At 65.9% G+C, this 14,984-nt stretch carries 12 protein-coding genes; 4 read left to right on the top strand and 8 right to left on the bottom strand.

Going from position 1 to position 14,984, the window contains the following annotated elements:
- The first annotated feature begins 115 nt into the window (after positions 1 to 115).
- Positions 116 to 703, top strand: coding sequence for an NUDIX hydrolase (locus tag AAFF32_RS15705; protein ID WP_342315701.1), 588 nt, complete (start codon positions 116 to 118; stop codon positions 701 to 703).
- Between the two features lie 763 nt (positions 704 to 1,466).
- Here AAFF32_RS15705 and AAFF32_RS15700 read toward each other — a convergent pair.
- The 4 genes from AAFF32_RS15700 to serA all read right to left on the bottom strand — a co-directional run bounded on the left by AAFF32_RS15700 (position 1,467) and on the right by serA (position 6,174).
- Positions 1,467 to 1,934: a pentapeptide repeat-containing protein gene (locus AAFF32_RS15700; RefSeq protein ID WP_342315700.1), complete on the bottom strand. Its 468-nt coding sequence runs from the start codon at positions 1,932 to 1,934 to the stop codon at positions 1,467 to 1,469.
- Complete coding sequence (locus AAFF32_RS15695; protein ID WP_342315699.1) at positions 1,913 to 3,841, bottom strand: RHS repeat-associated core domain-containing protein; 1,929 nt, start codon at positions 3,839 to 3,841, stop codon at positions 1,913 to 1,915. Before AAFF32_RS15695 ends, AAFF32_RS15700 begins: the two co-directional genes overlap by 22 nt.
- 54 nt (positions 3,842 to 3,895) lie before the next feature.
- A complete protein-coding gene (locus AAFF32_RS15690; protein ID WP_342315698.1) occupies positions 3,896 to 4,438 on the bottom strand; it encodes an RHS repeat domain-containing protein in 543 nt (180 codons plus the stop codon).
- 497 nt (positions 4,439 to 4,935) lie between these two features.
- Positions 4,936 to 6,174, bottom strand: a complete 1,239-nt coding sequence (serA, locus tag AAFF32_RS15685; RefSeq protein ID WP_342315697.1) for a phosphoglycerate dehydrogenase — start codon at positions 6,172 to 6,174, stop codon at positions 4,936 to 4,938.
- 134 nt (positions 6,175 to 6,308) lie between these two features.
- On the opposite strand from serA, the gene AAFF32_RS15680 reads away from it, so the two are divergent.
- The 3 genes from AAFF32_RS15680 to AAFF32_RS15670 all read left to right on the top strand — a co-directional run bounded on the left by AAFF32_RS15680 (position 6,309) and on the right by AAFF32_RS15670 (position 10,156).
- A complete protein-coding gene (locus AAFF32_RS15680) occupies positions 6,309 to 7,712 on the top strand; it encodes an FAD-binding oxidoreductase (RefSeq protein ID WP_216962058.1) in 1,404 nt (467 codons plus the stop codon).
- A 291-nt stretch (positions 7,713 to 8,003) separates the two neighbouring features.
- Positions 8,004 to 8,324, top strand: coding sequence for a DUF2388 domain-containing protein (locus AAFF32_RS15675; RefSeq protein ID WP_216962056.1), 321 nt, complete (start codon positions 8,004 to 8,006; stop codon positions 8,322 to 8,324).
- Between the two features lie 44 nt (positions 8,325 to 8,368).
- On the top strand, positions 8,369 to 10,156 hold the full coding sequence (locus tag AAFF32_RS15670; RefSeq protein WP_342315696.1) for a DUF4105 domain-containing protein: 1,788 nt from the start codon (positions 8,369 to 8,371) through the stop codon (positions 10,154 to 10,156).
- Between the two features lie 178 nt (positions 10,157 to 10,334).
- Here the strand turns inward: AAFF32_RS15670 and AAFF32_RS15665 are convergent, their stop codons facing one another.
- The 4 genes from AAFF32_RS15665 to AAFF32_RS15650 form a co-directional block, all read right to left on the bottom strand.
- A complete protein-coding gene (locus AAFF32_RS15665) occupies positions 10,335 to 10,796 on the bottom strand; it encodes a GNAT family N-acetyltransferase (protein WP_342315695.1) in 462 nt (153 codons plus the stop codon).
- Positions 10,797 to 10,848: 52 nt separating this feature from the next.
- Entirely contained in the window at positions 10,849 to 11,415 is a 567-nt protein-coding gene (gene yeiP, locus AAFF32_RS15660) for an elongation factor P-like protein YeiP (protein ID WP_216962048.1), read from the bottom strand.
- Positions 11,416 to 11,533: 118 nt separating this feature from the next.
- The gene (locus tag AAFF32_RS15655) at positions 11,534 to 12,304 is read right to left on the bottom strand and encodes an SDR family NAD(P)-dependent oxidoreductase (RefSeq protein ID WP_342315694.1); all 771 of its coding nucleotides are present in this window, start codon (positions 12,302 to 12,304) and stop codon (positions 11,534 to 11,536) included.
- A 79-nt stretch (positions 12,305 to 12,383) separates the two neighbouring features.
- Complete coding sequence (locus AAFF32_RS15650; protein WP_216962042.1) at positions 12,384 to 14,972, bottom strand: EAL domain-containing protein; 2,589 nt, start codon at positions 14,970 to 14,972, stop codon at positions 12,384 to 12,386.
- Between the last annotated feature and the right edge of the window lie 12 nt (positions 14,973 to 14,984).

Below are 14,984 nucleotides of genomic sequence, written 5' to 3'. Positions count from 1 at the left end.
CGCGCGGAGCTGTGGCGAGGTGGCGTCGCCACGGCCGTGCAGCGACCGGAACTGCCCGGCAGGTCGCAGTCCGGCCCCGTCGGCGACGTAAACTGTCGCGCCGCAGATGCAGGTCATGCCGTTGAACATCACGTCTTCCGGACCGGAACTTTCCGCACAGGTCGCGACGTTGCGCGACGCACTCGGGCGTTACGCGAAGACGTGGCCCGGCGAGGCCGAGGTCGCGCGCTCGTTCGCGCAGTTCCTGGATTCGGCGCAGACCGTGTTCGAACGCATTCATCTGTCCGGCCACTTCACCGCGTCGAGCTGGCTGGTCGATCGCAGCGGCACGCGCGCGCTGCTCACCCATCACCGCAAGCTGGAGCGCTGGCTGCAGTTGGGTGGCCACGCCGACGGCGACCGCGACCTGTCGCGCGTCGCGCTGCGCGAGGCGGAAGAGGAGTCCGGCCTGACGGGCCTGCGCGTGGAACCGGAGATGTTCGACCTGGACCGCCACTGGATTCCCGAGCGCGGCGACGTCCCGGGCCACTGGCACTGGGACGTACGCTACGTCGTGCACGCCGAAGGCGGCGAGGACTACGTCGTCAGCGAGGAATCGCACGACCTGGCCTGGCGGCCGATCGCGGAGATCCTGGCCGATCCGGCCAGCGATGAGTCGATGTTGCGCATGGCGCGCAAGTGGATGGAGCGCGGGGCACGCTGAGGTTCCGATCCTCGGTTCCGATCACCAAGCCCGTCATTCCCGCGAAGGCGGGAATCCAGGGACGTTAGTCCAGCGCCCGAACCTGCGAGCCCGGTACACGGCCCAGTGCGCTCGGCACACGATGTCCGAAGCCCGACCCGTCGATCCCAGAGCTCGGAACGCCAGTTCCTCATGCCCGAAAGGCCGCGCGCCTTGCCCGGCGCATCGAAAGGCGAACCCGGAACGCGGAGCTCCGAGCTTCGCGTGCCGAGCCTTCTGCTCGGCGCACCGAGCTCAAGGCTCGGTAGGCCGAGCTGTCGTGCCTGGCGCACGAAGCATCTTTCCCGACGCGCGCAGCGCCCGGCTCGGACTCCCGAGCGCATTCGATTGGAACGCCGAGAACACCTGCTCGGACTTCCGCCCTCGGAGCCCCGCTGGCGACGCTTCGAACCGGACGGGCGGAGCGCGTTTCCTCTCGCGACCCACCTCGCTCGCGTAGCCCGAGTAAGGCCGAAGGCCGCACCCGGGGAATCGCTCGGCTTTATGCTCTGACGTTATCGCTGAGAGACACTTAGGCCTGTTTACTGTGCGGGCCTAAACTGCGGCTTCTATCCCTGCTGAGTGGCTTCGCCATTCCGTTGGCACACCGTAGCGCCACCCGCCAACCCATGGTAGCCGCGGCAACTAGACCACCGTCTCCACCCGCTACGCCGCACCGCAGTTGTCGTCGACGAACTAGGCTCCTACGCCCGGGCCATGATGAGTGCGCTCGGCGGGCCCGCCTCTACTTTTCGGCAACCAGGGTCATGCCATATCTGGCGGGCGTAAACCCGAGTGGAAATTGGGTTTTCGTTGAATATTCGGCACCACTAAAGTCGCATCCTTCAATCAATGCATCTCGAAGGTCGGCGCCAGAAAGATTGGTAGCGCCACCCAAGTTGTCTCGCGACAGATTCGCGTTCTTCAGATTGGCCCATCTAAGGCATGCACGCTTCAGGTCGGCCCCGCAAAGAAGCGCATTTTCCAGATTTGCGCGCGTCAGGTTTGCCGAATAGAGGATGGCCCAATACAGGTCGGCCCCATCCAAATTTGCGGACTCAAGATTAGCGAAAGAAAGGTCCATGCCTTCAAGGTCTGCCTGCGCCAAATCCGCATTGGGCAGATTCAGATTCTCTAGCTTGCAATCCTCTGGAATTTCCAGAAGGGTCACACCAGCCAAATTTCTTATGATCATGGCGACACCGTGCTCCATAGAAGAAGCAATGCAAGAGAGACCACTGTTCCGACAGCGGCCGCCTTCGAACCTGGAGTCATTTCCACGTCGCTTGGCGACAAGCGCGTCTCGGGACTCGTTTCGGGAACGGGACATTCTTTCTTTTGGCCCCCTCCACATTCCGATGCATATTTGGCCTCAAGCTCAATTAGGCGACTCTCGAGATCCTCGATCAAACCCATGTGCCCTTCTCTGGATTCGCGCGGCTTGGAGCCTGGCCAAGCTTTCTCAGGCAGTCCCAGGGGATTTTCCCCGTGTTCGTAACGTCGCTTGTCAATGTCCTTTCGAATGTTCTCAATCTTCTGCTTGAGCGCCATGCACTCTTGGCCATTCGGGTCTTTCTGGCGTGCCAACCCCGCGGGATCAACTTGAGAGAGCGGGTTGCCAAAGACATAGGCATACGTGCTGATTCCGCCTCTCAGTCCAATCGGATCACTCTGGATATAGCGACCAGATTCAGGCTCGTAGTCACGAAGGTAGTTGTAGTTGACTCCGCTCGCTGCGTCGTAACGTTGCCCTGGAAAGCGCAGATCCAGGGTGAAGGAGATGCCGTCAGCGTCGGGATCCTGTGACGGGTAGCTGTGGCCGAAGGCCTCGCTGCTGAGGTCCCAAGTCCATACCGCCCGATCGCGTTCCGGGTCGATCACTGCTCGCGGTGTGCGTAGATGGTCAGCTTCAATATAGTAAGTCCGGCCGCCAGTCATCACGCCGATCGGCAAGCCGTCGAGCCAAATGTACTGTTGCACGGGGCTACCGGTGCTGCCATATTCACCGAGCAGTTGGCCGTTTCGGTCATATACGAAGTAAGTGCTTTTGCCCTCAACGTGCCTGCGCACCTGCTCGCCCAGGCCGTTGTAGGCGTACTGCATTGCGACGGCATTATCACGTTTCACTGTCTGCATGCGCCCGGCGGCATCATAGGTATATTCCCGCGACTCGCCACCGATAGACGTGATGTTGCCCGCCGGATCGTAAGCGCGCGCGGCCGCACCTATGGCGCCGAGACGATGGCTGTCCGATGGGTACGCGTAAGGTTGCGCCCCTCCTGCATTGGTGAAGCTTGTGCGATTGCCGGCGGCATCGTAGCTGTATGACTCGATGACTGTGCCGGTTGGGCCATCTTTGAAGGTGGTCAGCCTGTGCAATGCGTCGTAGCCAAACGAAACTCTCGGTGGTAGCGCAAAGCTACTGGCTTGAAGAGTGACCAGGTTGCCCACCGCATCCCAGCCGAATCCTAGGTCCAGTCCTCCTGCCCCAGAGCCTTCACTTCGTATCGTTCTCTGGCGATAATCCAGATCTAAAGTGCGACTCATAGTGCGGCCATTGGTAAACGTCCAGCCGGCAATAGGACCGAACGGGTGATGCCTCGCTCCGGTGAGTAGTACTTGACGCGCGCTCCCTATCGGAGTGATGCCAATCTCGATCGCGCGCCCCAGTCCATCACGGACGTAGTCCACTACCAGGCCATCCGGATACTCCGCTGTTGATAGCCGACCTGCCTTTGTGTATGAAAAAAGCAGTGTAAATGTCTGCCCATTACTGACCTGCACTTTACGGACCGGATTTCCAAATCGGTCATAGCAATATCGGGTCTCGCCGCTGCTATCCGTAATTCGGCTGAGTCGACCTACCGAGAACGACTCCGAGGCCGCACAGTCTGGCTGTACCGTGTCGTACGCGTAAGTAACGTTGAGGATAGGATCGGAGTATGAAACGCTGATCGGGCGATTGAGACCATCGTACGCAACGGTACTCAACTGCCCTCTGGCGTCGAGTATGCCTGTACGATTTCCCGCCGCATCGTATGCAAAGGCTGACACTCCTGTATCAGGGCTTTCGAGCCTCACCAGTTCGCCAAATGCGTTGTGCTGGTACTTGGTGCTCAACCCCTTCGGGTCCGCGCCCCGTCACATGTCCTTGTCATTACTTGAACTCCAGACTCAATTCGCTGCGCGAGTAGTACGGCCCGTCAGCCGCCCACGGGGATCGTAGGCAAAATCGGTGATCACTCCATTGCTGTCCTTTGTTGATAGCGCCCGCCCCGCGCCGTCATATCGCAATGTCTCGACCACTTGCCCCGCTGCATTCGTGATCTTCCACAAGTCGCCTTGGCGCCATGCGCAGGTCGTCGGCGATGTGGAGCATTCCGGGTGATTGGATGCGTAGTACTGGTACGTGGTCAGGTCGTTTACCTTCACGTCTTTCTGGTCCCAGAACCAACCACCCCACGAGTAGCCGTACAGCTGGTTCCCTTCCGACTGTTCTGTCCATCCGCAATGGATCGGTGGATACCCATGCGCCGCTTCAATGGCAGCGCATCCCGCATTTGCCGCATCCCTGCTTGGGCATTCCGCCTGGTAGAGATAGCTGAGCGGGGAGCCGAAGGCGATCACGTCCACCGAGCACGCCCAGGCATCGGCCGGTATCGACGTTGCGGCCGTGCCTGCAAGTAGGATCAGGGCGGCCTTCTGCGTTGCGTTCATAGCTAGGAGGGGTCTCTGGCTGGTTGGGCCAAGCAAATGGCGGAGGCGAAACCAGCCCTCCGGAAGGATTCGCTCGGCAGTCAAGGTGTGTCTCAGCGTTTATCGCAGGCACGGAAAACAGTGCGGCTTTGCTTGTAAGCAGTTCGGTTAGCGACTGTCGACGGCGACGACCCGCCACGCGCTCGCGTAGGTACGGCATCCCTGCCACGTTGGCCTCCCGGGCTCTTGTTGTTCCCCGATGCGCCGGATTGGACACGAAGTTTTCGCTCTTGCATAGGTCCAGCCGAGCAGAGCACAACGTAGAGTGGCGGCGGCCCCTCAGCGGAGTTGGAGGTCAAGCGAACGCGGAGGAAAATCGCTTGAACGCCAGCAAGAGGGCATGGCGATGACGGCCCGAATCCCCGCCGGGCGGCAGGCTTAGCATGGACATTCGCCGGGGTGACGTCTCAGTACAGGCCTTGCGAGTCAGTGCGTCGCCGCCCAATACGACCAGTGCCTCAGTACAACACCCGCGTGCGCAGCGTCCCCGGAATCCGCGCCAGCTCCTCGCGCACCTGCGCGACCTGTTCGGTCGTGGCGGTCACGTCGATGACGACGTAGCCCACTTTCGGGTGCGTGCGCAGGAACTGGCCGTCGATGTTCACGCCCAGTCGCGAGAACACGTCGTTCACCTGCGACAGGATGCCCGGCACGTTGCGGTGGATGTGCAGCAGGCGAAGGCTGCCGGTGTGCTCGGGCAGGGTGACTTCGGGGAAGTTCACCGCCGACAGCGTGGAGCCGTTGTCGCTGTAACGAATCAGCTTGGCCGCCACTTCCAGGCCGATGTTGTCCTGCGCCTCCAGCGTGCTGCCGCCGATGTGCGGCGTCAGGATCACGTTGTCCAGGCCCACCAGCGGCGAGACGAACGGATCGGCGTTGCCCTTGGGCTCGGCCGGGAACACGTCCACGGCCGCGCCGCCGACATGGCCGGACTTCAGCGCCTGCGCCAGCGCGTCGATGTCGACCACCGTGCCGCGCGAGGCGTTGATGAGGTGCGCGCCGGGCTTCATCTTCGCGATCTGCGCCGCGCCGAACATGCCCTGCGTGGCCGGTGTTTCCGGCACGTGCAACGTCACCACGTCGCTGCGTTGGAGCAGGTCGTCCAGGCCCATCGCCATGCGCGCGTTGCCGAGCGACAGCTTGGTTTCGATGTCGTGGAAGATCACCTGCATGCCCAGCGCTTCAGCGATCACGCCGACCTGCGTGCCGATGTGGCCGTAGCCGACGATGCCCAGCGTCTTGCCGCGCACTTCGTGGCTGCCGGCGGCGGATTTCGACCAGCCGCCGCGGTGGCACTGCGCATTCTTCTGAGGGATGCCGCGCATCAGCATGACCGCCTCGGCCAGCACCAGCTCGGCGACGCTGCGCGTGTTGGAGTAGGGCGCGTTGAAGACCGGGATGCCGGCCAGCTCGGCGGTGTCCAGGTCGACCTGGTTGGTGCCGATGCAGAACGCGCCGATCGCCATCAGCCGGCGCCCGTGCGACAGAACGTCCGCATCCAGGTGCGTGCGCGAACGGATGCCGACGATGTGCGCCTGCGCGATCTCCTGCCGCAGCAGGTCCGGCGGCAGCGATTTGTCGTAGACCTGGATGTTCGAGTAGCCGGCGTTGCGGAAACTTTCCACCGCGGTCGGCGCAAGGCCTTCCAGCAGCAGCACGCGGATGTCGGACTTCGGGAACGAGGTCGGAAGGCTCACGACGGTGTCTGGATGTGGGCGGGCTTCGACTATGTCAGAAATCGGGCCCGGTTGCTGCGGTGCATCACTGGACGCCATGACACCGCCGGTGGCAGGCTGGACCTCCCGTTGCGGCCGCCTGCGAACCGCCTGCCATGACCGATCCGCGCACCCCCGATCCTCGCCTCGAACGCCTGCGCGAACGCGTGCCGGGCCTGCGCCTGAGCACGGATCCGGCCGACGCCGAGCACTACGGCCGCGACTGGACCCGGCGCTGGACGCCGGCGCCGCTGGCGATCGCGTTGCCTGCGTCGACGGAGGAGGTCGTCGCCGTCGTGCGCTGGGCGAACGAGGAAGGCGTGGCCGTGGTGCCCTCCGGCGGGCGCACCGGTTTGTCGGGCGGCGCGGTCGCGGCCAACGGTGAACTCGTGCTCAGTCTGGAGCGCATGAACCGCGTGCTCGACTTCGACGCGGTCGATCGCACGATCACCGTGCAGGCCGGCATCGCACTGGAGGCCGTGCACAACGCGGCGCGCGAGCACGGCCTGGTGTATCCGGTGGATTTCGCCGCACGCGGCTCGTGTTCCATCGGCGGCAACATCGCCACCAACGCCGGCGGCATCCGTGTGATCCGCTACGGCAACACGCGCGAGTGGGTCGCCGGGCTCAAGGTGGTCACCGGTGCGGGCGACGTGCTCGAGCTCAACCGCGCGCTGATCAAGAACTCCAGCGGCTACGACCTGCGCCAGCTGATGGTCGCCTCGGAAGGCACGCTGGGCATCGTGATCGAAGCGACGCTGCGCCTGACCGATCCGCCGCCGCCGACCAACGTGATGCTGCTGGCGCTGCCGTCCTTCGAGACGCTGATGCAGGTGTTCGCGGCCTTCCGCGAACGCCTGACGCTGGAAGCCTTTGAATTCTTCACCGACCGCGCGCTGCACCACGTCCTGGCGCACGGCGCGCAGAAGCCGTTCGACGAAGTGCATCCGTTCTATGTGGTCACCGAGTTCGCGGTGGGCTCGCAAGTACAAGAGGCAGCTGCGATGGCGGCTTTCGAGCATTGCCTGGAGAACGGCCTGGTCAGCGATGGCGTGATCAGCCAGAGCGATGCGCAGGCCGCGCAGCTGTGGCGGCTGCGCGAAGGCATCACCGAGAGCCTGGCGAAGTACAAGCCGTACAAGAACGACGTGTCGGTGCGCATCTCGGCGATGCCGGCGTTCCTGGCGGAAACCCAGCAGCTGCTGGCGCGCGAGTATCCGCAGTTCGACGTGGTGTGGTTCGGACATATCGGCGACGGCAACCTGCACATCAACGTGCTCAAGCCCGAAGGCGCCGCCGACGCGGAGTTCATCGTCCAGTGCGAGCACGTCACCAAGTTGCTGGCGCAGGCGCTGGCGCAGCACGGCGGCAGCATCTCGGCCGAGCACGGCATCGGCCTGGTCAAGAAGCCTTATCTGCTGGGCACGCGCAGTGCGGAAGAAATCGCGCTGATGCGGGGGATCAAGCGCGTGCTCGATCCCAAGGGGTTGATGAATCCGGGGAAGCTGTTCGACGTTTGATGCCTGTCTCTTCTCCCGCTAGCGGGAGAAGGTGCGGGCGGATGAGGGAAACGCAGCGTCACGGCCTGCACGCGCAGTGCAGGGAAGCGCCGGTGTTTCGAGGCGGCCGCTTCGTTCTCCCTCACCTCAACCCCTCTCCCGCAAGCAGAAGAGGGGCGCGTCGAACAACCCGCCACAATCGTGAACGGCGCGCACGATTCACCCACCGCCACACTTCCCTTGTCGTCACGACCGGTTAGTCTGCGCGGGCCGGCCGCGAGGCCGCCCCCTCCAACGACCAGGGACCCCCAGATGAAGCGCACCACCGTGCTGTTGACCCTTGCCCTCATGGCGGCCGCGCCTGCGGCATTCGCCTCCAGCTTCGCCGGCACGTCGGCGGGCTCGTCCGCCGGCGGCAGTTCGGCCTCGAGCAATGCCAGTTCCGATTCCTCGTCGGGCAACGACGACAAGGTGGTGCTCGCGGCGCGCGACGACGCGGCCAGCTTCGTCGCCAGCGACGGCGCGATCCGCGGCGCCCAGCTCGAAGCCGCGCTGCGCCACCTGCGCGCAAACGTTCCGCAGGCCGCGCAGGCCAGCGACCTGGAACTGGCGCAGGCCATCCTCGCGCAGTGAGTGTGTTTGACGGCCGCCGCCCGATGCGCGGCGGCCTTGTCGCAATGGCGATGACCGCCGCGTTGTGGAGCGGCGGTGCCGGCGCCACGCTGAGGCTCGATGCGACCGGCCTCGCGCCGGACGAAGTCCTCGCCACGCAGCGGCTGCTGGACGACGCGTTCTCGCGTCTGCCCGAGGGCCTGCGCGTGCAGTCCGAGCCCGCGCCCGTCGTGCGCTGGAGCGACGCGCTCGATCCGCAGGTGCACGGTCACGCCGGCCGCTCCGAGCTGCTGCTCAATCGCGCGCTGCTGGCGCCGTTGCTCGATGCCGCCGACGTGCAGGCGCAGGCCCGGGCACGCACGGCGGTGCTGCATGAACTGGCCCATTTCCACGATCGCCGCGACGGCATTTCGCGCGATCCGCGCTTCCTCGATCTCGCCGGTTGGCAGGTGCGGGCCACGCGCCTGACCACGCGCGTGGCGGGCCGCACGCGCGAGAACCGCTTCGTCGACCGCAGCCCCGATCGCTACGAACTGACGAAGCCGTCGGAGTACTTCGCGGTCAACCTCGAACACTACCTGCAGGATCCGCAGTACGCCTGCCGCCGCCCCGCGCTGGCGCGTTACCTGCGCGAACGCGTGGGCGCGGCGCCCGTCGTCGCGTCGCAGTGCATTGACGATCTGGTCTATGTCGACGCGGGCGAGGGCGAGGGCGGCGCGCTCGCCTCGATCGATCCCGCGCGCGTCTACGCCATCGACTACCTGCTGGCCGAAGGCAACGCACAGCCGATGAGCCGCTGGGGCCACAGCATGCTGCGCGTGGTGGTGTGCGCGCCGGGCCGCGCGTTGGGTCCGGAGTGCCGGCTGGATCTGGCGCACCATCGCGTGCTTTCGTTCCGTGCGTTCGTCGACGACGTGCAGGTGTCGAGCTGGCGCGGGCTGACGGGACGCTATCCGTCGCGCCTGTTCGTGCTGCCGATGGAACAGGTCATCGACGAGTACACGAAGGTCGAACTGCGCGGCCTGCGCTCGGTGCCGCTGCGGCTGGAGCGCGACGAGATCGCCGCCGTGCTGGAACGCACCGCGCAGCTGCACTGGAGTTACGACGGCCGCTACTACTTCCTCGGCAACAACTGCGCGGCGGAAACCTGGAAGCTGCTGCACGACAGCGTGCCGCGACTGGCCGGGCAGGGCATCGGAAGCATCACGCCGACCGGGTTGTTGCGTCGTCTGGAAGACGCCGGTGTCGCCGATGCTTCGGTGCTCGACGATCACGCTGAGGCGTTGAAGCTGGGATATCGCTTCGAATCGCAGGGCGCGTATTTCGCGCAGGTGTACGAAACGGCGCGGTCGTCGCTGGGATTGCCGTACCGCTCCGCCGAAGAGTGGATGGACTTGCCGCCGCCGCAACGCAGGCCGTGGCTGGAACGCGCCGACCTGCGCGGCAGCGCGGCGCTGCTGCTGCTGGAACAGGCGGCGCAGCGGCGCGCGCTGGCGCAGGTGCGCGAGGCGCTCAAGCGGCGCTACCTCGCATCGGGGCGAGAAGAGACGGAGGCGACCGATGCGGTGCGCCGATTGATGCAGGAAAGCGCCTACCTCGGTCGTCCTTCGCGATTGCTGGAAGGCGGCGGCTACGGGCTGCCGCAGGCCGACGAGCGACTCGCCCTGCAGGCACGCAGCGCGGCGCTGCGCGACGATCTGCGGCAGGTGCGCGCGGACCTGGAGCGCGGTGCGCGCGACTGGATGGGCGTGGCGCAACGCGAACGACTCGATGCGATCGCGGTGAACACGGATCTGCTAAGCACGCGTCTGCGTGCGTTGCATGCGGAGCAGGGTGGGTTGCGGTTGCCTTGATTCTGCGCCGCAGCGTCCGATCACTCTCTCTGCGGCAAGCTCCCTCACCGTCATTCCCGCCTTCGCGGGAATGACGATGGAGTGGTTCGCCGGTGAGGGAGTGCCCGGATGCGGCGGGCCTGGGTCCCGGCCTTCGCCGGGATGACGGAGAATCAGCGGTACAGGCGAGCAGGCAAGCTCAACCCTCAGAGGCACCACTCAGCCACTTCGTCATCAACCGCCGCGGATGTTCGGCATAGCCGCTGCGACGGTAGATCTCGCGCGCGAGTGGATTGTCGTCGCTGACTTCCAGCCGCACGCAGCGCAGCCCCTCGGCCCGGCAGACCGCTTCGACTTCCGCCAATGCGCGCTTGCCGACGCCACCGCCGCGTTGCGCGGGCAGCACGTACAGTTCGTCGAGCAGGCCGAAGCGCCCGCCGAATTCCAGGCTGAAACAGAAGCCGACGGCGAAGTACCCCGCCAGCGCGCCGTCGCGTTCGATCAGTACCAGCCGGCCGTTGTACGGTTCGCCGATCAACGCTTCCAGCGCCGGGCGGACACGCGACTCGTCCCACGCGATGTGCTCATCCGCATGGAACTGGCGGATCACCGGCAGCAGCGCCGCGAGGTCGGCGGCGGTGGCGGGGCGGAAGGTCGGCATCTGCGTGCAGCGAAACAGGCGGCGCGACCGGTCGGCGCGCCGCCGTGCGGAATCAGTCCGCGCGACCGGCGAACTCGCCCGTCGTGGTGTTCACCAGCACGCGCTCGCCGTTGCCGATGTACTCCGGAACCATGATCTCGATACCGGTCGACAGCTTGGCGGGCTTCGGACGCTTGGTCGCGGTGCCGCCCTTGAGTTCCGGCGGGGTTTCGATCACTTCGATCGCCACGCTCTGCGGCAGCTGCAGCGCGACCGGGGCGTCGTCGATGATCTGCACGTAGCAGCCGGTGAGGTCGGCGACGATGTAACCGGCCAGGTCGCCGACGACGTCGGCATCGAGCGTGTACGGCGTGTAGTCCTCGTCGTCGAGGAAGACGAACGCGTCGCCGTCCTTGTACGAGAACGTCGCCTGGCGGCGGCTGAGCTCGACTTCCTTGAGCTCGTCTTCCGCGCCCATGCTCACGTCGAGCTTGGTACCGCCGGGCACGCTGTACATGGTGAAGCGGAACTTGACGTTGCCGCCGCGGCCCTGCGGCGAGCTGCGTTCGATGTCGCGGATCTGGTAGACCGCGTTGTTGTGTTCGACAACGTTACCTTTTTTTACGTCGTAGGCTTTCATGGCTGTGTTCGGGATTGGAGATTCGGGATTCGGGATTCGCAAGAGCGGCGATGCAGGGTTCGGGGGCGAGGTGGGCTCTTTCGAATCCCGAATCTCGAATCCCGAATCCCGGCTTCACTCACTTCGGCGCCAGCCGCGTCGCGCCGTCCAGGCGGATCGTCTCGCCGTTGAGGTAGGTGTTGCCCAGGATGTACGCGACCAGGTCGGCGAACTCCTTCGGCTGGCCCAGGCGCGAGGGGAACGGGATCGAGGCGGCCAGCGACTGCTGCACCGAGTCGGGCATGCCGTCGACCATCGGCGTCCAGAACACGCCGGGCGCAATCGTCATCACGCGGATGCCGAAGCGGGCCAGTTCGCGCGCCATCGGCAACGTCATGCCGACCACGCCGCCCTTCGATGCGGAGTAGGCGGCCTGGCCGATCTGGCCTTCGTACGCGGCCACCGAGGCGGTGTTGACGATCACGCCGCGCTCGCCGTCCACGCCGGCTTCGTTGTGCTGCATCAGTTCGGCGGCAGCCTTGGCGACGTTGAAACTGCCGACCAGGTTGACCATCACCGTGGACTGGAACTGCGACAGCGGCATCGAGCCTTCCTTGCCCAGCACGCGGCCGGCGCCGAGGATGCCGGCGCAGTTGATCAGCACGTTCAGCCCGCCGAGGAACTCGCGCGCGGCCTTCACGTTCTCGACCACGCCCGCCTCGTTGGTCACGTCGGTCTTGAAGTAGCGGGCATTCGCGGCGCCCAGTTCGGCGACGGCGGCCGCGCCCTTTTCGTCGTTGACGTCGAACAGGGCGACCTTGCCGCCGTGGGCGACCAGGTGCTGGGCGACGGCGAGGCCGAGGCCGGAGACGCCGCCGGTGACGATGGCGCGGGCAGATTCAAGATGCATGGGTCGGGTCCAGGACGCGGAAAGGCGGGATTTTACCGGACGCGGGGCCCGCTCCGGCCGCGAACCGGCCGCCGCGCGCCTAGCGGCGGCTGTTCATTCCCGGCGTGCGGTAGGTCTCGCGGATTTCTTCCGGTGTCAGGCCGGGCGCGAACAGGAAGCCCTGGCCCACATGCACGCCCAGGTCGAGCAGGAAACCGCGGTGCTCTTCCGTCTCCACGCCCTCGGCGACCAGCGCCAGCCCCAGGCTGCGGGCGATGCCGGTGACGGCCTGGCAGACGGCCACGTCGGACTGGTTGTCCGGGACGCCCTGCACGAACAGCTGGCTCAGCTTGAGCCCGTGGATGGGCAGCCGGCGCAGGTAGTTCAACGCGCTGTAGGCCTCGCCGAAATCGTCGATGGTCAGGATCACGCCCAGCTGTCGCAGCGCGGCGAAGGTGCGCAGCGTGTCGGGCGCGTCCTCGATCAGCACGCGCTCGGTGAACTCCAGTTCCAGCGCATGGCCGGGCAGGCCGTATTCGGACAGGACGGCGCTCACGGTGCTCGCCAGGTCTTCGCCGAGGAACTGGCGGTAGGAAACATTCACCGCCACGCGCGGCACCTTCAGCCCGGCGTCCTGCCAGTCGCGCATTTGGCGGCAGGCCTCGTTGAGCACCCAGTCGCCGATGCCGACGATGTCGCCGGTGGTCTCGGCGTGGTCGATGAACTTGTCCGGGCGGATCTCGCCCAGGGAATGGTTGCGCCAGCGGATCAGCGCTTCGACCGCGGTGACTTCGCCGTTGCGCATGTCCACCTGCGGTTGGTAGACGAGATGGAATTCGTCGTTGTTGACCGCGCGGCGCAGGTGCGTTTCCAGCTGCAGGCGATGCAGTTGCTGTTCGGCCAGTTCCGGCGTGAAGGTCTGCCAGCCGTTGCGGCCGCGGCGCTTGCTGTCGTACATCGCCACGTCGGCGCTCTGGATCAGCTGCTGCGAACGCACGCCGTCTAGCGGTGCCTGCGCGATGCCGATGGAGGCGGTGATGCTGAACTCTTCGCCGTCCAGGCGGAAACTGTCGCCGAAGATCTCCAGGATCGCGTCGGCCAGGCGCTCCGGACGCGAGGGATCGCTGCCGGCGTCGCACAGGATCAGGAACTCGTCGCCGCCGAAGCGCGCGATCAACCCTTCGCTGCCGATCGCGCGCTGGATGCGCCGCGCCGCCGAGGCGAGCAGACGGTCGCCCGCGGCATGGCCGAGCACATCGTTGACCACCTTGAAGCGATCCAGGTCGACGTACAGCACGGCCAGTTGCGAACGCAGCGGGTCGTCGAGGCGGCTCTCCAATTCGGCCAGCACGGCGTCGCGATTGAGCAGGCCGGTGAGCGGATCGCTGCGCGCCTGCACGCGCAGGCTTTCTTCGTCGTGCTTGCGCTCGGTGATGTCCTGCAGCGTGCCGGTCAGGCGCGAGTTGAGCGGATCGCCGGCCTCGGCCTCGCCGATCACGCGCACCCAGAACGCGCGACCGTCGGCGCGATGGCCCTGGACTTCCAGGTCGAAGTTGCGGCCGAAGGAAATCGCCTGGCCGAGCGCGGCGCGCAGGCGGTCGCGGTCGTCGTGGCGCAGGCACGAAAGCATGCCTTCGATCGTCTCCGGCGGCGGACGGTGGCCGAGGATGCGTTGTCCTTCGTGCGTGAGGTACAGCCGATCCGGCGCGACGTCCCATTCCCAGCCGCCGATGTGCGCCATGCTCTGCGCGCGATCGAACAGGGTGCTGTCGCGCTTGAGCGTGGTCACGTCGGAGAACAGCGAGAGCACCTGCTGCGGCTTGTCGCCGCCGGGCGGAAACTGCGGCACCGAAGTCACCGACATCCACATCAGCTGCTGGCGTGCGCGGTGGTACAGGCCGAGCACGGTGCTCTCGATGATGCGGCCGGTCTGCAACGCGCGCTGCGACGGGTAGCGCTCCGGCGGCATCTGGCGGCCGCGTTCGTCGACGACGAGCCAGTTGTCGGGATGCAGCGCATCGTTGACCGATTCGCCGTCGGCGATGCTGAGGATCTTCATCGCGGCGACGTTGGCGTACACCACCTGCATGTCGGCGTCCTGCACGACGATGCCGCGGTCGATGGCTTCCATCAGCTCGCGGTAACGCAGTTCGGCGGTGTGGCGGCTGCTGAGGTCGCGCGCGACGGCGACCATCGCCTTGCGTCCATCGAAGGTGAGCCCGGCGGTGTGCACTTCCACCGGGAAGCGCGTGCCGTCGCCGCGCATGTTGGTCACCTCGACCACGTAGGTGCCGCCGCGGTTGAGCGTCTCCCACACCGGCGCCATGTGGTCCTGCGGCAGGTCGGGGTTCAGCGTCTCGATCGGCTGGCCGATGATCTCCTCGCGCGGGCGGCGGTAGGCATCCATGCCGGCGCGGTTGAGGTCGAGCACGGTGCCGTCCCAGGCGATGATGCTGACCGGATCGGGTACGGCGTCGAAGAGGCTGCGGTAGCGCTGGCGTTCGGCTTCGCAGTCGGCCAGCGTCCGGGTCAGGGCGTCGTGTGCCTGTTGCAGCAACGTGCGTGTCGCGGGTGTGATCGCGTTGTCGCGCAACGCCTGTTCCAGCGCCGCCAGCGTGGCTTTCGCGTCCGCCGGCTCGGGATAGGCCGGTGTGCCGGGAAGCTCCTGCGCTGGCGTGCGGTGTGTCATCGGGGTCTCGTC

Origin of the sequence: Lysobacter sp. FW306-1B-D06B, assembly GCF_038446665.1 — a bacterium.
Taxonomy (GTDB): domain Bacteria; phylum Pseudomonadota; class Gammaproteobacteria; order Xanthomonadales; family Xanthomonadaceae; genus Lysobacter_J.
This window is presented reverse-complemented; position numbering and strand designations above follow the sequence as displayed.